This is a genomic window from Anaerococcus obesiensis ph10 (assembly GCF_000311745.1).
Lineage (GTDB): Bacteria > Bacillota > Clostridia > Tissierellales > Peptoniphilaceae > Anaerococcus > Anaerococcus vaginalis.
In genome coordinates, this window is sequence record NZ_HE978531.1 from 357,371 (window position 1) to 377,133 (window position 19,763).

General features: G+C 26.8%; 12 protein-coding genes and 2 pseudogenes. 10 read left to right on the forward strand and 4 right to left on the reverse strand.

What is annotated here, in order from left to right:
• Positions 1-8: 8 nt before the first annotated feature.
• The 10 genes and pseudogenes from ftsY to HGAG_RS01845 all read left to right on the forward strand — a co-directional run bounded on the left by ftsY (position 9) and on the right by HGAG_RS01845 (position 12,987).
• Positions 9-1,118 carry a signal recognition particle-docking protein FtsY gene (gene ftsY, locus HGAG_RS01800; RefSeq protein WP_019117658.1) on the forward strand — a complete coding sequence of 370 codons (1,110 nt, stop codon included), beginning with the start codon at positions 9-11 and terminating at the stop codon, positions 1,116-1,118.
• 133 nt (positions 1,119-1,251) lie between these two features.
• Positions 1,252-2,039, forward strand: a pseudogene (gene rpsB, locus HGAG_RS01805) (30S ribosomal protein S2).
• 10 nt (positions 2,040-2,049) lie between these two features.
• A complete protein-coding gene (tsf, locus tag HGAG_RS01810) occupies positions 2,050-2,721 on the forward strand; it encodes a translation elongation factor Ts (RefSeq protein WP_180362997.1) in 672 nt (223 codons plus the stop codon).
• Between the two features lie 189 nt (positions 2,722-2,910).
• Entirely contained in the window at positions 2,911-3,834 is a 924-nt protein-coding gene (gene cysK / locus HGAG_RS01815; RefSeq protein WP_019117659.1) for a cysteine synthase A, read from the forward strand.
• Positions 3,824-4,354 carry a serine O-acetyltransferase EpsC gene (gene epsC / locus HGAG_RS01820; RefSeq protein WP_019117660.1) on the forward strand — a complete coding sequence of 177 codons (531 nt, stop codon included), beginning with the start codon at positions 3,824-3,826 and terminating at the stop codon, positions 4,352-4,354. Before cysK ends, epsC begins: the two co-directional genes overlap by 11 nt.
• A 76-nt stretch (positions 4,355-4,430) precedes the next feature.
• Positions 4,431-6,164 (forward strand): ABC transporter ATP-binding protein, encoded by a 1,734-nt coding sequence (locus HGAG_RS01825; RefSeq protein WP_019117661.1) that lies wholly within the window; start codon positions 4,431-4,433, stop codon positions 6,162-6,164.
• Entirely contained in the window at positions 6,157-7,896 is a 1,740-nt protein-coding gene (locus HGAG_RS01830) for an ABC transporter ATP-binding protein (RefSeq protein WP_019117662.1), read from the forward strand. Before HGAG_RS01825 ends, HGAG_RS01830 begins: the two co-directional genes overlap by 8 nt.
• 84 nt (positions 7,897-7,980) lie before the next feature.
• Positions 7,981-9,518: pseudogene (gene rny / locus HGAG_RS10410) on the forward strand (ribonuclease Y).
• 195 nt (positions 9,519-9,713) lie between these two features.
• Positions 9,714-11,585, forward strand: a complete 1,872-nt coding sequence (locus HGAG_RS11070) for a peptidoglycan amidohydrolase family protein (RefSeq protein WP_019117664.1) — start codon at positions 9,714-9,716, stop codon at positions 11,583-11,585.
• A 406-nt stretch (positions 11,586-11,991) separates the two neighbouring features.
• Complete coding sequence (locus HGAG_RS01845) at positions 11,992-12,987, forward strand: tyrosine recombinase XerC (RefSeq protein ID WP_019117665.1); 996 nt, start codon at positions 11,992-11,994, stop codon at positions 12,985-12,987.
• 105 nt (positions 12,988-13,092) lie between these two features.
• Here the strand turns inward: HGAG_RS01845 and HGAG_RS01850 are convergent, their stop codons facing one another.
• Genes HGAG_RS01850 through mutS form a run of 4 tightly spaced genes read right to left on the reverse strand, consistent with a single transcriptional unit; the run spans position 13,093 to position 19,729 of the window.
• The gene (locus tag HGAG_RS01850; protein ID WP_019117666.1) at positions 13,093-14,379 is read right to left on the reverse strand and encodes a methionine gamma-lyase family protein; all 1,287 of its coding nucleotides are present in this window, start codon (positions 14,377-14,379) and stop codon (positions 13,093-13,095) included.
• Positions 14,366-15,322: a tRNA (adenosine(37)-N6)-dimethylallyltransferase MiaA gene (gene miaA / locus HGAG_RS01855; RefSeq protein ID WP_019117667.1), complete on the reverse strand. Its 957-nt coding sequence runs from the start codon at positions 15,320-15,322 to the stop codon at positions 14,366-14,368. The genes HGAG_RS01850 and miaA overlap by 14 nt, the downstream gene beginning before the upstream one ends.
• Positions 15,312-17,123 carry a DNA mismatch repair endonuclease MutL gene (gene mutL / locus HGAG_RS01860; protein ID WP_040401569.1) on the reverse strand — a complete coding sequence of 604 codons (1,812 nt, stop codon included), beginning with the start codon at positions 17,121-17,123 and terminating at the stop codon, positions 15,312-15,314. The genes miaA and mutL overlap by 11 nt, the downstream gene beginning before the upstream one ends.
• Positions 17,120-19,729: a DNA mismatch repair protein MutS gene (mutS, locus tag HGAG_RS01865; protein WP_019117669.1), complete on the reverse strand. Its 2,610-nt coding sequence runs from the start codon at positions 19,727-19,729 to the stop codon at positions 17,120-17,122. Before mutS ends, mutL begins: the two co-directional genes overlap by 4 nt.
• Positions 19,730-19,763 lie beyond the last annotated feature (34 nt).

Consider the following 19,763-nt stretch of genomic DNA (forward strand, 5'->3'; position numbering starts at 1 on the left):
GAGAAAAAATGTTTGATTTTTTTAAGAAAAAAAAGAATGATGAAGAAGAAAATAGCAAAAAAAATCTATCAGATGAAAATAATTTAGAAAAAAGCGAAGAAAATGAAAAAATACAAGAAAGTGGATTTGAAGAAACTATAGAAGAAAATTTTGAAAATGAAAATTCAAAACAATTACAAGATGACGATACCGAAGAAGAATTAGGATTTTTTACTAAATTATCAAAGGGTTTATCAAAAACAAGAGAGCAATTTTCCTCAAAACTTAAAAACTTATTTACAGCAAATGTAAAAATTGATGATGACTTATATGATGAATTAGAAGAAATTTTAATATCAGCAGATATTGGTATGAAATCTACCATTGAAATAGTTGACCAATTAAAAGATGAAATTAAAGAAAAATCAGTTAAAAATGCTGATGAAATTTTTCCTTTGCTAAAAGAAATTATGGAAAAAAAATTAGATGAAAAAAATCTTGAAAATAAATTAAATATTTCAAAAGATAAGCTAACAGTAATTTTAGTTATAGGGGTTAATGGAGTTGGTAAAACAACTACTATAGGAAAACTTGCAAATAACTTGAAAAAAGATGGATACAAAGTGACTTTAGCAGCTGCCGATACATTTAGGGCAGCAGCAATTGAGCAACTCGATTCATGGGCAAAACAATCAAATACACAAATGATTGCTCACAAAGAAGGTTCAGATCCATCAGCAGTAATTTTTGATGCAATTCAAGCAGCAAAAGCAAATAAGTCTGATGTCTTGATTTGTGACACAGCAGGAAGACTTCACAACAAAAAAAATCTTATGAATGAATTAGAAAAAATAAATAGAACAATTTCAACTCATGCTAATAATGCTAATAGAGAAAATTTATTAGTTTTGGATGCAACTACAGGACAAAATGCGATAAGTCAGCTTAGGGAGTTTAAAAATGTTTGCGATATTACAGGATTGATTTTAACCAAACTAGATGGAACTGCAAAAGGCGGTGTGATTTTCCCATTACAAGTTGAACTTGAAGTACCTGTTAAGTATATTGGTGTAGGAGAAGGAATAAATAATTTAGAAAAATTTGATTCTAAATCATTTGTTGAAGCAATGTTCGAATAAACTTGTAATATATTATAATTTATGGTATATTACATAAGTACTATGCACATCTTTGGATAGATTTACGTTGCTAATTTAATTAGTTTAAAATCTAGAAGAAAAAGATGGAAGAAAATAAACGGAGGTAAGATATATGTCAATAGTATCAATGAAAAAATTATTAGAAGCTGGTGTACATTTTGGACACCAAACAAGAAGATGGAACCCAAAAATGAAAAAATTCATCTTCACAGAAAGAAATGGAATCTATATTATAGATTTAGCAAAAACTGCAAATCAAATTGAAAAAGCTTACGAAACAATTAGAGATATTGCTAGCGAAGGCGGAACAGTTTTATTTGTAGGAACAAAAAACAAGCTCAAGATTCAATTGAACAAGAAGCTAAAAGATGTGGTCAATACTATGTATCTAACAGATGGTTAGGTGGTATGTTGACAAACTTTAACACAATTAGAAATAGTGTAAACAAACTTAAAAAATATGAAACAATGGAAGAAGATGGAACATTTGATCTTTTACCAAAAAAAGAAGTTCTACAATACAACAAAGAAATGGATAAATTAGAAAAAAATCTTGGTGGAATCAAAGATATGGAAGATTTACCAGATGTATTATTTGTTGTAGATCCATCAAATGAACAAATAGCAGTTCACGAAGCTAGAATCTTAGGTATTCCAGTTATTTCAATTGTAGATACAAACTGTGATCCAGATGTAGTAGATATTGCTATTCCTGGAAATGACGATGCTATAAGAGCTGTAAAACTTATTACTTCATTAATGGCTGATGCTGTAATAGAAGGAAATCAAGGTAGTGAATTCGCAGTAAGCGAAGAAGACTTTGAAGAAAATGATGAAGAAGAAGAAACAGAATCAGAAGAGTTAGAAGAAAACGATGAAGAAGAATCTATTGAGGAATAATTAGGAGGAAATCATGGCAGTAAGTGCAAAATTAGTAAAAGAATTAAGAGAAAAAACTGGCGCAGGAATGATGGATTGTAAAAAAGCTTTAACTGAAACTGATGGTAATATAGATGATGCTATAAAACTATTAAAAGAAAAAGGACAAGCTACTTTGGATAAAAAAGCTGATAGAATTGCTGCTGAAGGAATTATTGGTTCATACATTCACAACGATAAAATTGGTGTAATTGTTGAAATCAATACTGAAACAGATTTTTCAGCAAATACTGACACAGTTAAAGAATTTGCAAAAAATATAGCTATGCATATAGCTGCTTTAAATCCACTATATATTTCAGAAGAAGACGCTGATGAAAAAGATGTAGCAGAACAAAAAGAAATATTAATTAAACAAGCTATGAATGAAGCTAATCCAAATATGCCTGAAGACAAAAAAGAAATGATAGCTCACAAAAAAGTTGAAGGTAGACTTAAAAAATATTTCAAAGATGTATGCTTAATGGATCAACAATATATCAAAAATCCTGATCTTACAATTGAACAATATCTAAGAGATACTGCAAATAATGTAGGAGAAAACATCAAAATCAGAAGATTTGCTAGATTTGAAGTTGGCGAAGGTTTAGAGAAAAAAGAAGAAGATTTCGCTAAAGAAGTTCAAAGCCAAATGAATGCTTAATAATTAAATTATAAAGAAAGCCGTTTGGCTTTCTTTTTTTACAAAGAATCCATAGTAATTTACTATGATTTTTTTCTTAATCGTTTGAAAGATAATTTTTTTACTATATAATATTAACAATTGAAAAAATTAAATGATTTTTAAATTTTAAATTTTAAATTTTTATATATAATTTTGAAAGGAGAATTAATGAAAATTTATAATAACGCAAAAGAAATAATTGGAAATACTCCATTATTAAAATTAAATTCCTTGAAAAAAGAAGGTAGAGCAGATATTTATGTAAAAGTTGAAAAAAATAATATAGCAGGCTCTATTAAAGATAGAATAGCTTTGTATATGATAGAAGAAGCAGAAAAAAATGGAAAACTAAAAAAAGGCGATACAATTGTAGAGCCAACAAGTGGAAATACTGGCCTAGCTCTTGCTGCCCTTGCTGCTGCAAAAGGATATAAATGTATATTAACTATGCCAAGCTCAATGAGTATAGAAAGATCGAAACTTGCTCAAGCCTACGGAGCTGAAGTAATAAGGACAACAGAAAATGGTCTTCAAGGATCAGTTGATAAGGCTATAGAATTATCAAAAAAAGACGGATATTTTATGCCAGACCAATTCTCAAACCCCGCTAATATAAAAGCTCATTACGAAACAACTGGTGTTGAAATTTTAAATGAAATATCTCCAGATGCTTTTATTGCAGGAGTTGGAACTGGTGGAACTGTAACAGGAGTTGGCAAAAGACTAAAAGAAAATAATAAAAATGTAAAGATTTTTGCAATTGAGCCAGCAGAAAGTCCTTTATTATCAGGTGGTAAGGCATCAGGTCATAAAATTCAAGGAATAGGTGGAAACTTTATTCCTGAAAATTTAGATTTTGATTTAATAGATGGAATTGTTGATGTTAAAGGCGATGATGCTATAAAAATGTCTAGATATTTAGCTAAAAACGAAGCCTTAGCTGTTGGAATTTCTTCAGGAGCTAATGTATGTGGTGCAATAGAAATTGCTGATAAGCTTGGTGAGGGTAAAAAGGTTGTTACTGTTTTGCCAGATACAGGCGAAAGATATTTATCAACAGAATTATATAATATAGATCAATATGACTTTTGAAGAATATAAAGATGAATTAGTTAAGGCAGCTTTGGAAAAAGATCCTGCCTTAACTAAGGCAGAAGATGCTTTGAGATTTTCTCCGGGAATTAGAGCTTTATTAGCTCATTTTGAGGCACACAAATTATATTTAGAAGGAGAATTTTCTAAGGCAAATGAGATTAGTCAAAAAGCTAGAAGAGAAACTGGAATTGAAATCCATCCTGGTGCTAAGATTGGAAGAAGATGCTATATAGATCATGGAATGGGTGTTGTAATCGGAGAAACTGCTGAAGTTGGCGATGATGTGTTAATGTATCATGGCGTTACCTTAGGTGGTTTAAAAAATGCAAGAGTAAAAAGACATCCAACTGTTGGTAATAATGTTTTAATTGGAGCAGGTGCAATTTTATTGGGAAATATCACCATAGGTAATTTTTGTAAAATTGGTGCAAATTCTGTAGTTTTAGATGATGTGCCAGATGATTGTACTGCAGTAGGAGCTCCAGCTAAAATTATAAAACATAAACATAATAAATAAGAAAAGGGCTGTTATTTAATTTTAAATTATTAACAAATATTTTAAAATTAACAGCTCTTTAATTTTAAGAGGTAGTATGTACAAAAAATTTAAATGGTTTATCAAGTATTATAAGAAATATTATATCATTGGAGTTATATTTTTATTATTAAGTGATATTGTTTCACTATTTTTGCCATATATTATTGGAAAATTAATTGATTTAATATACAACAATTCAATTGATTTAAATAATTTTATTAAAATTATATCCTTTACTATATTTGTGGTTATTTTAAAATATTTTTTGGCTATGGGTTGGTCTTATAATGTTTTTAAGGCTAGTGGAAGCATAGAATATTTAGCAAGAAATAAGTTAATGAGAAAATTTTTAAACCAATCTCAAGAATTTTTCGAAAAAAATTCTACAGGATCTCTTATGGGAAAATCTACCAATGATATTTCTCAAATATCAATAATGGCAGGTTATGGAACTCTAGCACTAATAGATGCTACAATTCTTCCTTTTAGTATAATTTTGGTTATGGTTTTTACTATTGATTTAAAACTAACTTTACTTTCTATTTTACCACTACCTTTTATTGCTATTATCTATTTTAAAATAGGGGATAAGATTTATGATAAGTCAAAAAAAGTAAATCAATCCTTCGATAGGTTAAATGATAGTGTTTTAGAAGACGCTGAAGGTATAAGGCTTATTAGGGTTTTCAACATAGTTGAAAATAGGAGAAAAATATTTTATAAAAACGCTGATGAATTAGCTACAAACAATATAATTCTTGCAAAATATCAGGCTCTTTTAGCTCCTGTAGAAAGAATTATAACGTCACTTACTTTTATTATAGCAATAGGATTTGGCTCATATTTAATGAGTTTAGGAAAAATTTCTATAGGTCAAATTGTTTCTTTTACCTATTATTTAAATATGCTAGTTTGGCCAATGTATGCTCTAGGAGATTTTATAAATTTAAAAGAGCAAGCAAGCGCTGCTATGGATAGGATAGATGAAACTTTAAATTATAAAGAGGAAATAAAAAATACAGATAATAAAAAAAGCGTCAATTTCCCATTGGATATAAAATTTGATAATCATAATTTTAAATATCCAAGTTCAAAAGAAAATATATTAAACGAAATAAACTTATCTATAAAAAATTCTAAATCTTTGGGAATTTTAGGAAAAACTTCATCAGGCAAAACTACCCTGATTAAACAAATTTTAGACTTATATAAGGTTGATAAATCTGATATATATTTTAATGATGATATTTCATCAGATATTTATTTTAAAAGTTTTAAGGAAAATCTTGGGTATGTTCCACAAGAAAATATGATTTTTTCAGATACATTAAGAAATAATATATTATTTGCAAAAGAAGATGCAAGTGAAGAAGAGTTGAATTTGGCAATAGAAATAGCAGATTTTAAAAAAGATATAGCTGATTTTCCTGAAGGTCTTGAAACTATTACTGGCGAAAAAGGAGTTTCATTATCAGGTGGACAAAAACAAAGATTGTCTATTGCTAGGGCTGTATTAAAAAATCCAGAAATTTTAATTCTAGATGATGCTATGAGCGCTGTTGATGCTAATACCGAAAAAAATATTATTACGAATTTAAATAAATATAGGAGTAATAAAACAACAATTATAGTAGCTCATAGGATAAGCCAAGTGCAAAATTGTGATGAAATTATTGTTTTAGAAGATGGAAAAATTGTTGAAAAAGGAAACCATTATGAGCTAATGAAAAATGACAAATGGTATAAAAAACAATATGAAAATCAAATTTTAGGTGATATGTATGATTAAGGCAAATGAAAAGAAAAATTATAATAAATTAAAAACTTACGCATTAGATGAAAAAAAGTCTTTGCTTATTGGATTTATTTTTTCTTTTTTTCGAACTATACTTGAAATAATCGGACCTATGATTATTGCTTTTATAATAAATGATGTATTAAAATCTAAGCTTACACCACAAAGCTACAAAAAAATTGCAATACTATTATTTATATATTTTATCGTTTTTGTATTGTCAGGAATTTTATTAAACAGGTCTAGAGTTAATTTTCAAATTGCAGCCAATAAAATTGCATCAAAAGTACAAAAAGATGTCTATGATAAAGTATCAACTTTTCCAATTTCCTATTTTGATAATCTTCCTTCAGGAAAAATCGCATCAAGAATAACCAATGACACAAATAAATTAAAAACAATGTTTCAACTATTGTTTTCTGATATTATAAATTCCTTAATATTAATTATTGGTCTATATATAACACTTTTATTTACTGATACAATAGCAGCTTTAATGCTTTTGATACTCATGCCTATTGTGTATTTGATATTTAAAACTTATTTAAATAAAACTTATGCATATACTAAAGATATAAAAATCTATACTGCAGATGTTAATGCAAAAATTAATGAATATATTCAAAATATGGAAATCATTCAAGTTTTTAATAGAGAAAATTATATTTTCAAAAAATTTGATAAAATAAATAGAAAAATATATGATTTGAATATTAAATTATCCAAATTAAGATCTTATTCAGGTTATAGAGCTATGGATATTATTCAATTTTTAGCTATAATAATCGTACTTATTTATTTTGGAATTGGCTCAATTACAAATATATATTTTGTAACAATAGGTTCTTTATATATGGCAATAGACTATACAACTAAAATTTTCAATAATATCAATACAATAATTATGAGATTTGGAGATGTTGAAGATGCTCTAAGCTCAGCAAATCACATATTTGAACTTTTAGAAATGAAATCTATGGAAAAATTAGAAAATAAAAAAATAAATTTAGAAAATGACATTTATTTTGATGATATTTATTTTTCTTATGATAATGAAGATGTAATAAAAGGAATTTCATTTGAAGTTAAAAATGGAACATCCCTAGCTTTTGTTGGGCAAACAGGTTCGGGCAAATCAACTTTGATAAATCTGCTTTTAAATTTTTATTCCCCAAGAAAGGGAAAAATATATATAGGAAATACCAACATTAATAAAATAAATAGAGATTTATTGAGAAAAGATATGGCAGTTGTTTTGCAAGATGCTTTTTTATTCAAGGCTAGCATAAAAGAAAATATTAGCTTGGGAGAAAATTTTACAGACAAAGAAGTTATAGAATCACTAAAAAAGGTTGGTGGACAAAAATTATTAAAACGAGGTATTGACAGCAAAGTTTTAGAAAATGGATCTAATTTGAGCCAAGGAGAAAAACAACTCATATCTTTTGCAAGAGCTTATATAAGAGATCCAAAAATTCTAATTTTAGATGAAGCAACATCAAATATAGATACAGAAACCGAAAAAATAATTCAAGAAGGTATAAATGAATTAAAAAAAGACAGAACAACTTTTATAGTTGCTCATAGATTATCAACAATAAAAAATGTAGATAAAATTATTGTCCTATCCCACGGCAAATTTTTAGAAAGCGGTAATCACGAACAATTAATCCAAAATAATGGAGAATACAAAAAAATGTATCTAAAGCAAATGAAAGAAAAATAAATTTAGAAAAACTTTTTCGTATAAATATAGATTTATGATATAATTATTTATAGGATGAAAATCCTAATTACAGGAGGTGATAAAATGAATTTTAATCAAATTATTCTATCTGTCGCCTTCATAATATTAGCTTTTTTTATAGGCTATCTTTGTAGAAAAAAATAGGTGAATCAAAAATTTCTTCTGCAGAAGAATTATCTGCAAGAATTATTGATGAAGCAAATAGAGATGCCGAATCTCTAAAGAAAGATGCGCTAATAAGTGCTAAAGATGAGATTTCTAAACGCAAAAAAGAAAGCGAGCAAGAAATTAGCAAAAAAAATAATGAACTTGCTACAAAAGAAGGTCATCTTTTAAAAAAGGAAGAGAGTCTAGACAAAAGATCCTTATTATTAGATAAGAAATCTGATGAAATCTCTAGTGACCAAAAAAAGTTAAAACAAAAAGAAGACAGAATTGAGAAACTTATCGAAGAACAAGAGTTGAAGTTACAAGATATTGCTGGGCTTACAACAAGTGAGGCCAAAGATATTTTACTTCAAAGCTTAAAGAATGATGTTGTTCATGAACAAGCTAAAATCATTAAAGAGTTTGAAGAAAAAACAAAAAATGAAAGTAAAAAATTAGCTTCAGAAATTCTAGCAACAACAATTCAAAGATATGCGGCTGATGAAGTAGCAGAAAGCACAGTTACAGTAGTATCATTGCCAAACGATGAAATGAAAGGTCGCATAATTGGAAGAGAAGGTAGAAATATCAGAGCTTTTGAACAATTATCAGGAACAGATATGATAATTGATGACACACCAGAAGCTGTAGTAATATCTGCATTCGAACCAATCAGAAGAGAAATAGCTAAAGTAGCATTAGAAAGATTAATACTTGATGGAAGAATAAATCCTTCAAGAATCGAAGAAATGCTAATGAAAGCAGAAGATGAAGTTGAACAAAGAATAATTGAAGACGGACAAAAAGCAATTGAAGAAGTGGGAATACACAATCTTCATCCTCAACTTGTAAGACTTGTAGGAAAACTTAAATTTAGAACTTCTTATGGACAAAATGTTTTAAAACATTCCATAGAAGTTGCAAAAATTGCTGGAATGTTAGCTCAAGAACTAGGACTCGACGACAAGGATGCTAAAAGAGGAGGACTATTACATGATTTAGGAAAAGCTATAGATCATGAAGTAGAAGGAACTCATATATCAATAGGAGTCGAAGCTGCAAAAAAATATGGCGAAAACAAAAATGTAATTAATTGTATTGAATCCCATCACGGAGATGTAGAAGCTAATTGCATAGCTGCAATCCTAGTACAAGCATCAGATACAATTTCAGCAGCAAGACCTGGAGCAAGGAGAGAAAGCTTAGAAAATTATATTAAAAGACTAGAAAACTTAGAAGAAATTGCTAATTCATTTGATGGTATAGAAAAAACTTTCGCTGTTCAAGCAGGAAGAGAACTTAGGGTAATGATAAAACCTGAAAAAATATCGGACGATCAAATGGTTGTAATTGCTAGAGAGATTGCACAAAAAATCGAAAATGAATTAGAATATCCTGGTCAAATAAAAGTTAATGTAATTAGAGAATCAAAAGCAATAGAATATGCTAAATAAAATTTAAGGAGAGGAAAAATCATCCTCTCTTTTTTTGTGCTTTTTCAATGTTAACTATTTTGAAATAACATATAGATCATTAGTATTGATTATCAATTTTTACTAAAGATACATTTTTTTGTAGGAAAATTGACATTTATATATATATATATAATGGAACTATGAGCGTACTTGCTAAGGAGGAATACAAAAAAAATGAATCATAAGTATAAAAAATTTTTGTTGATTAATATTTTTTCACTATTATTTATTTCAGGATTTATTTGTGTAAAACCATCTTATGCAGACTCTGATATTGATTTAAAATCAGAAAGTGAAAATTTTATATCAACAGAAAATAACACAGAAATTATAGATTCAAAATCTAATGACAATGAAATTAATTCTAATTTCTACAATAGTGATGATAATTCTGAGAAAAAAATTGAAGATAATGTAAATATATCAAACAATGATTCTTCTAATATAGAAAAATCTAATGATAATCTTGATAATCCTTCTTCTAATAATAACTTAGAAAATAATGTAAATTCATCAACTAATGAAAATAAGGATAATTCTTCTAATTTAACAGAAAATATAGAATCTACTAACAAAGAAAGTTCTGTTAAAAAAACAATAATGAAATCTCCTGCAAAAAAAGATGGCGATTTTATTTGGACTGAAGATGGAAGATGTAGATATATTTATAAAGATGGTAGCCTTCCAAATGTTGGTTTTATAGAAAAAAATAATAACAAATATTTTACTTATGGAGACGGATATATTTACACCAATCAAATTATAACTTTCGGACCTAGAATAATGTATTTTATGGGTAATGATGGAAGAATGATGATTGGTAAATTCCAAGATAACTACAGTAAATGGAGATACACTAATGACGATGGTAATCTCATAGATAGTAAAGGTTGGAAGACAAATAATCAAGGTAAACACTTTGCTCATGATAATGGTTACTTGTATACTAATCAATTTATTACCTTTGGACCTGAAATCATGTATTTTATGGGTAATGATGGAAGAATGATTGTTGGTAAATTCCAAGATAATAGTAAAAAATGGAGATATACTAATGACGATGGTAACCTCATTAACAGCAAGGGTTGGAAGATAAATAATCAAGGTAAACACTTTGCTTACGATAATGGTTACTTATATACTAATCAATTCATAACTTTTGGACCTAAAGTAATGTATTTTATGGGTAATGATGGAAGAATGATTATTGGTAAATTTCAAGATAATAGTAATAGATGGAGATATACTAATGACGATGGCAACCTTATAGATAGTAAAGGTTGGAAGACAAATAATCAAGGTAAACACTTTGCCTATGGTAATGGTTACTTATATACTAATCAATTTATTACTTTTGGACCTAAAGTAATGTATTTTGTTGGTAATGATGGTCTTGTTAAAACTTCACAATTTACCTATATGAAAATTGCTACTTTCCATCCTGATTCTAATGGGTTAATAATTCAAGGTATTCAAAAAATCGGAAATTATTTTTACAATCATACTTATAGCGGAATATCAAAAGGTTATAAAGTTCTAGTCAATAATAATTTATATTCTTTTGATAATACAGGTAAAGGTTATTTAATTTCTACTAATTATACTCCCGTAAGGGATCTTGATTTAGCTATCGGATGGATGTATCAGGCAAAAGATTTTAACTATGAATATAGTATGGATTGGAAAAAAAGAAATCAGAAAGGATATGCCGATTGTTCATCAGCTGTTTATAGAGCTTTGAAACACGGTGGTTTTATTTCTAAAAATGTAGCTAACGGAAATACAGAAACATTGTTTGAACTTGGCAGGAGAGGTCAAATTCTAAAAGAAATATCAGAAAATGAAATTAGATACGGTGATATTTTTGTTGCTGGTATACCAGGCAAGTCATCAGGATCTGGTGGTCATACAGGTTTTATTTTAGATAAAAATACAATAATACACTGCAACTATCCAGATAGAGGAATATCAATCACTGAAAGAAAAGGTAAGATGGGCGATAGAAGATATCCAGTTAAATATTATAGATTGGTTGGAGCTATATAACTTCTAATAAAAATATCATAAGTGTATGCAATTTAAATTTTGCATACGCTTTTTTTATTAATATATATAATTACTTATACAATTTAAAAATTACCATATAGGGATTAATTGACAAAAAATATAAAATCGCTTAAAACGCAAAATACGACGTCTGATTTTTTAGAAATTTAATATATTTTTAAAATTTGTTGTAATGATTTATGAGTCAACTATAAAGCTGCTGTTTTTATTTATAATTTTATTTCCAAAAAGTTTTTTTGCTAAATATTTTAAACAAAAATATTATTAGTGGAGAGGTTTTTTGATTCTAAAATTATTGCACAAAATTATTATTTTGTGCAATAATTGATATTTTTATTTTTTTCTGCTATAATGATCTTAGCACAAAATATTTAGGAGTTTTTTTATGACTAAAATAAAGTCCCCCTTAATTTTAAAAGATTATCTTTCCTACTTAAAATCTATTAGAGCCTTATCCGAAAAAACTATTAGTGAATATCATTATGACCTTATTAATTTTATTTCTTTTCAAATATTAAGAAAGGTTTATTTTGATGATAAGGAAAAATTTGATTATGATTTAAAAAAATCAAATTTTGATTCTAATAAAATTTTCAATCAATCTTTTATTAATGATATTAATATTCAGGATATGTATTCTTATATATCTTATTTGGATAACGAATTAAACGATAACACTTCTACTAGGTCAAGAAAAATTTCTGCTTTACGTTCTTTTTATAAATATTTACATCAAGAAATTGAAATTATCGATAATAATATAACAGAAAAATTAAGAAATCCAAAAATTCAAAAAAGACAACCTGTCTACCTCACTTTGAGCGAAACAGAACACTTACTTGAAATTGTTAGTCAAGAAAAAAATGAATTTCTAAAAAATAGAGATATGGCTATAGTTTTCACTTTTTTAACAACAGGCATGCGTCTTTCCGAACTTGTTAGTGTAGATTTAAAAGATATTAAAGATGATCATTTTTCAATTATTGGCAAGGGCAATAAAGAAAGAACTATATATTTAACTAAAAATTGCATAGATTTAATTGAAAATTATATAAAGATTAGGAAAAAATATTTAAAAGATAAAAAAATCGACGCTTTGTTTATATCTACTAGAAAACAAAGAATATCAAACAGGGCTGTTCAATCAACTGTTGAAAAATATTTAGAAAAAGCAGGTTTTGATACAAAAATCTATTCAACTCACAAACTAAGACATACAGCAGCAACTTTGATGTATAAGTATGGAAATGTGGATATAAGAGCTTTAAAAGACGTATTAGGACACGAAAGTGTATCAACCACTCAAATTTACACCCACTTGGATGATGAAGATTTGAAAAAAGCAGTAAACAAAAATCCTTTATCAAATTTAAAAATATAAAAAAATTCTTATCTATTAATATTAATTTTTCAAAGTTAGAATTTATAAAAAAATACTCAATCAATAACTAATTCTTATTGGTTGAGTATTTTTTAGTTTCATCACTTATTTTATGGAATTTATATCTAAAATTTTATTATCCACAAATTTTTCTAATACCTTCATCAAGGCAAGTTTTCCGTGGTATTTATTTAATCCTCCTTGCAAATAAACTGTGTATGGTTTTCTCAAAGGACCATCGCAGGATAGTTCAGAAGTAGCTCCTTCTACAAAGCCTCCTGATGACATTATAACAGGGTCTTCATATCCAGGCATTTGGTCAGCTATTGGTGTTAAATTGGAATCTACACTACAAGATTCTTGGATTGCTTTTGCAAATAATTCTAATTTTTCGCTAGAATGTAATTTTATAGCTTGGACTATATCGCTTCTTGGATCATCTAATTTTGGGATTATTTCATACCCTAAATCATCAAAAACTTTCGCGAAAAGAAGAGCAACTTTTATAGACTCAATTGTAGTTTTGCTTGAAAAATATAAACCTTGCAAGACATTTCGATTCATTCCAAAACTTAATCCTTCATCTTTTCCAATTCCAGGTGCTGTAAGGGTATTTGCACAGTATTCAATTAAATCTTTTTTTCCAGAAATATATCCGCCAGTTATTGCAATTCCACCACCAAGATTTTTAATTAAAGAGCCAGCAATTATATCTGCACCTATTTCTATAGGTTCTTTGATTTCTGTGAATTCCCCATAACAATTATCTACAAAAATAATTACGTCTTTATTTATTTTTCGAATTTCAATAATAGCTTTTTCTATTTCACTAATACTAAAAGCTCTCCTATTTGTATATCCTGTTGATCTTTGAATCATTACAAGCTTTGTTTTATCATCTAATTTCTCTTTTATTTTTTCATATTGGATTTCTTGTTCATTTTTTAATTCTAATTTATCGTATTTAATTCCTTTTGAAAGCAAATTTCCTTTTTTATTTCCTTCAATTCCAATAACTTGTTGTAAAGTATCATAAGGATCTCCATTTATTGATAAAATCTTATCTCCATAATTTAAAAGAGAAAATAAAACCAAAGAAATAGCATGAGTGCCGGATACTATATTTGGTCTTACAAGAGAATCTTCAGATTTAAAAATTGAAGAAAAAATATTTTCAACCACCTCTCTACCAATATCTGCATATCCATATCCTGTTGCAGAGTTAAAATGAATAGCGGAAAGATTATTATCGCTAAAAGATTTTAAGACCTTTATTTGATTGTATTCACTTATCTTATCTAATTTTTTAAATTTATCTTCTAAATCTAGATCTATTTTTTCAATATAATTTTCAATCTTTGTATCAATTCCATATAATTTATTGTAAATCATAAGTCTCCTTTACAATTTTTTCCATATTTTCCAAGATTTTTTCATCCATATCCTCATCCCTATAAATTAAATTAGAAAAATCATATTTTAAATATTTTTTCATCCATGTGATTTGCCTTTTGGCATATCGTCTTGTATTTTTTTTAATTTCACTTCTTAGCTCATCATAAGAAATTTCATTTTCTTTATAAGTAAAAAATTCTTTATAACCTATAGCCTGTAATGACTTAGATAATGAACTTAGTTTATAGTTTTTAACTAGCTTATCAAATTCATTTTCTAATCCGTCATTAATCATTTGGTCAACTCTAAGATTGATTTTTTCATAAAGTTTTGACCTATCCTTATAGTTTATAAAAAATAATATAGGATTTATATTTTTATTTAAATTTTTTAGACCTTTTCTTAATTCACTTGGTTTTTTTCCAGTTAATTTGTAAGTTTCAAAGGCTCTTATAATTCTTTGAGTTTCATTTGGATGATATTTTTTAGCTTCTATAGGATCAATTTCACAAAATTTTTCATACATATATTCATTTCCATACATTTGAAAATCTTTTGTAAGCTTATCCCTTAAATTTTTATCTTTTTTATTTGTTCCATAATTCATATCAAATAAAATTGAATCAATATAAAAACCCGTACCACCAGCCACAATAGGAATTTTATTTTTTGAATTGATTTCACTAATTAGATTTCTTGCCATATCCTTAAATTCTTGAACAGAATATTCTTCATTAGGATATTTTATATCAAGCCCATAATGTTTTATGCCATCCGTTTCGATTTTTTTTATTTTGTTTGTTCCTATATACATATCTTTATAAATTTGTTGGCTGTCAGCAGAAATAATTTCTCCATCAAATTTTTTGGCAAGTTTTATAGCAAACTCACTTTTCCCACAAGCTGTAGGTCCTGTTACAATCAAAACTTTATCTATCAAAATATTTCTCCAATTCATCTTCTTCAATCATAATAATAGTCGATTTTCCATCGTAAGTTTTATATGGATTATCACACTTATTTAATTTATCTATTGTAGCCATAACTTCTGCTTTATTAAGAATGTCTCCTTTTCTAAAGACATTTTTGTTTATTAGCTTTGAAATTTTATTTAAAAATAAGTTTTCATTTTTCTCATCAATATCTAATAAATCATAGAAAAAATTTTTATTTTCAGGTTCTTCAAATATTAAAGGAACAGCTCTAATTATCAATTTGTCATAAGAAAATTCCTCAATATCAAAACCCATTTTTTTGAAAATTTCTTTTTTTTCAAGATATTTATTATATTCTTGAAGATTTACTTTAATAGTTTTTGATTCAATTAATTGTTGAGAGGAAATTTTTCCATTATTAAAATTTTCTATATATTTATCAAATTTAATTCTTTGATCAGCTCTTCTATTATCAAGGATTAAAATTTTATCATTATAAGAAAATAAAGCATACTTATTAAAAATTGAACACTTATAAGAAAGCTTATCAATTTCTAATTTTTTTACTGTTCCAAGGCTTTTCTTATCGTAGTCTATATCTTCTATTTTTTCATTTTTTTCTATAAAATTTAATTCTGCACCTCTAAAGAAATCTTCTTCCTTTTTTGCTTGGTCTTTTGTATCTGGATTTTTTTCAAAATTATAGGAATTATCTTCCTCTTTTACCCTATTGTATGAATTTAAAATCTCGCTATAATCATCATAAAAATTCAATTCTTCTTTATTTTTTTCTGATACTTTAACTTCCCTAATATTAATATTTTCATATAAGATTTTAGATACTTCATCTTCTAATAAATCAATCAACTCATTTTGATATGTGAATTTAATTTCTTTTTTGTTAGGATGAATATTTACATCAATATTGTTAGAATTTGTTTCTATAAAGATAAAAAAAGCTGGAAATCTTTGACTTGGAATAAGTGTTCTATATTCATTTTCTATAGCCTTGCTTATATTCTCATTTTCAATAAGCCTATTATTTACAAAAATATATTGAAAAGACCTATTTCCCCTATAATAATTAACTTTTGAAATAAATCCATTAATTTTATAAAGAGAATTTTGAATTTCTATTTTGATAAGATTGTCTTTTAGATTCTCATCCAACAATTCAATAATTTTATTATCCATAGCTTGGTCTTTTAATGTATGAAAAATCAGCCTATTATCTTTTATAAATTTAAATGAAACATCATTATATCCAAGAGCTAATGCTTGCATTATTTTTGCTATTTTATTTGATTCATTTATATCAGATGATAAAAATTTACGTCTTACAGGAAGATTTAAAAATAAATCATAAACTTCTATACTTGTCCCCATATTTGTAGCTATAGAATTGTATGACTTTATATTTCCATTTTCAAAAATCAATTCTTTTCCTAGATTTTGATTTTTTGTTTTTGAAATTGCTTTTATATTTGCACAAGCAACAATTGATGATAAGGCTTCGCCCCTAAATCCAAGAGTAAATAAATCATATAAATCTGAGAAGTCTTTAATTTTTGAAGTTGCATGTCTTTTAAAGGCTCTTTTAAAATCATCCTCATCAATTCCTATGCCATCATCTGTAACTCTTATATAAGATTTTCCGCCATTTTTTATTTCTACAACTATATTTTTGGCATTTGCATCTATTGAATTTTCTACTAATTCTTTTACTATAGAAACAGGAGATTCTATAACTTCTCCTGCCGCTATTTTTTCTATTGTTTTTTTGTCAAGTTCTATGATTTTCATCATATCTCCTTTATATTATCAATAAGCTTATTAAGAATATTTATTGCTTCTAATGGGGTTAATTCATTTATATTTATCAAATTTACTTTATTTTTCAATTCATCAATTTTAATTTTATTCAAATCATCTATAGAAGATTTTATTATTTTGTTATTGTCTTTGAATATCTCATCACTTTCATCAAGTTTATTCATAAATACTTTTGCATTTTCTATTAAATCTAATGGTAAGCCGGACATTCTAGCAACTTCAATCCCATAAGACCTATCAGATTTTCCTCTAGAAATTTTTCTCAAAAAAACTAAGCTATCATTTTCTTCTAATATATCTATTTTTAAATTGATGACATTATCCAATTTATTTTCAAGAACTGTCAATTCATGAAAATGCGTAGCAAAAACTGTTTTAGCCTTCTTCTTTTTGCTTAAATAATCAACCAAGCTCATAGCTATTGATAAACCATCATCAGAGCTTGTCCCCCTCCCTACTTCATCTAAAATAATGAAGGACTTGTCAGTTGAATTTTTTAATATATTACTTACTTCATTCATCTCAAGCATAAAGGTTGACTCGCCTTTTGAAATATTATCGCTAGCTCCAATTCTTGTAAATACCTTATCACAAATACAAATACTTGCCTTTTCGCAAGGAACAAAAGAACCCATTTGAGCAAGAATTATAATTATAGCCATTTGTCGCATATAAGTAGATTTTCCTGCCATATTAGGCCCTGTAATTATTTGAATTAGATTATTACTTTCTCCGATGTCCGTATCATTTGAAATAAACTCATTTTCTTTAAGTTTTTTTTCAATAACAGGATGTCTGCCATTTTTAATTTTTATAATATTATCTGTAGTAATTTTAGGTTTACAATAATTATTTTCCCTAGCAAGTTTTGACAATGCATTAATAGAATCAATAATTGAAATTAATTTTGATAAGTATTGGAGTTTTTTGGTATTATCCAATATAAATTCTCTTATTTGACAAAAAATTTCATACTCAAGGTTATTTATCCTATCGCTAGAGCCCAAAATCAAATTTGAAAGCTCCTCAAGTCTTTCTGTAGTATATCTTTCTCGATTAATTAAAGTTTGTTTTCTTATATAAGTATCAGGAACTAAATCTAAATTTGATTTAGTTATCTCTATTGAATACCCGTTATTTTTATTGTAATTTATTTTTAATTTATTTATGCCTGTCTTTTCTTTTTGTTCATTTTCATAAGCAATCAAATCATTTTCTGCTGACAAAGAATCTTTTTTTAACTTATCCAAATCATCATTGAAACCTTCTTTGATAATTTCCCCTTCAGTAATTAAAACAGGTGGATCTTCAACTATAGATTTATCTAAAATATCATAAATATTTGAAACATCTGGAAGATTTTTTGAAAAAGAAATAATATCTTTATTATCAAGTCCTGCCAAAAATTTCTTAAATTCTGGAATATTTCTTATTGATGTTTTCAAAGAAATAAAATCTCTTGCATTAGCTCTTTGATAAGAAATTTTTCCAATAATTCTTTCTAAATCAAATATATCATCCAAAAAATATGAAACTTTATTTGATAAATCAGGGTTTAAAAAGAAAAATTCGACTAAATCTAGACGTTTATCAATTTTTTCTTTTTCGATTAGTGGTCTTTCAAGCCACATATTTAAAAGCCTTGAACCCATAACAGTATCAGCTTTATCTATTAATTTAAATAAAGAATTATCCTTACCTTTTTTATCAATATTTGAATGTAGTTCAAGATTTCTTCGTGTATTTGCATCTAACTGCATATAAGATGCAATATCTAAAATTTCAATATCATTTATATGAGCTAATTTTTCCTTGTGATAACTATAAATATAATCCAATAAATTTGAAATAGCTATTAAAGCAATTCTCATATTTTCTATTTTTTTGAAATTTTCTACTCCCAAATTTTTATATACATTTTCACTTAAACTTTCATAGTCCTTGCTATCGTCAATTTTATTTATAAGGATTTCTTTATTTAAGTTTAGATATTTTAAAACTTTTTTATTAGAAAAATTTGAATTTATTATTATTTCTGATGGAGAAATTTTTTCTATTTCATCTATTAGCTTGTTTGCACTAATGCTTTGATTATTTCTTATTTCAAAAGCCATTAATTTACCAGTTGAAATATCTGAAAAACAAGCGCCAATTCCGTATTTATTTTCATATATTGAAAGTAAAAAATTATTTTCTTTTTTATCAAGCGATTCCAAATCTATTATTGTACCTGGACTTATAACTCTTGTTATAGCTCTTTTTACAAGGCCTTTTGCCATTTTTGGATCTTCTACTTGATCACACAAGGCTATTTTAAATCCATTTTGAACTAATTTATTTATATATGTATCAATAACATGATGAGGAACTCCACACATAGGTGCTCTTTTGTCATGACCACATTCTTTTCCAGTCAAAGCTAATTGGAGATTTTTGCTAATAATTATAGCATCATCAAAAAAAGCCTCGTAGAAATCTCCGACTCTATAAAGTAATAGAGAATCCTCAAAGTTTTTTTTGACATCCACATAGTGCCTTAACATAGGGGTTAATTTATCATATTTAAAATCTGAATTCATATAATCACATCCTTTGATTATTATAACATATAGG

Bases quoted from the DNA above. Each gene is read 5' to 3' on its own strand.
- ftsY (WP_019117658.1), top strand. From the start codon at position 9: ATGTTTGATTTTTTTAAGAAAAAAAAGAATGATGAAGAAGAAAATAGC.
- cysK (WP_019117659.1), top strand. From the start codon at position 2,911: ATGAAAATTTATAATAACGCAAAAGAAATAATTGGAAATACTCCATTA.
- epsC (WP_019117660.1), top strand. From the start codon at position 3,824: ATGACTTTTGAAGAATATAAAGATGAATTAGTTAAGGCAGCTTTGGAA.
- HGAG_RS01825 (WP_019117661.1), top strand. From the start codon at position 4,431: ATGTACAAAAAATTTAAATGGTTTATCAAGTATTATAAGAAATATTAT.
- HGAG_RS01830 (WP_019117662.1), top strand. From the start codon at position 6,157: ATGATTAAGGCAAATGAAAAGAAAAATTATAATAAATTAAAAACTTAC.
- HGAG_RS11070 (WP_019117664.1), top strand. From the start codon at position 9,714: ATGAATCATAAGTATAAAAAATTTTTGTTGATTAATATTTTTTCACTA.
- HGAG_RS01845 (WP_019117665.1), top strand. From the start codon at position 11,992: ATGACTAAAATAAAGTCCCCCTTAATTTTAAAAGATTATCTTTCCTAC.
- HGAG_RS01850 (WP_019117666.1), bottom strand. From the start codon at position 14,379: ATGATTTACAATAAATTATATGGAATTGATACAAAGATTGAAAATTAT.
- mutL (WP_040401569.1), bottom strand. From the start codon at position 17,123: ATGATGAAAATCATAGAACTTGACAAAAAAACAATAGAAAAAATAGCG.
- mutS (WP_019117669.1), bottom strand. From the start codon at position 19,729: ATGAATTCAGATTTTAAATATGATAAATTAACCCCTATGTTAAGGCAC.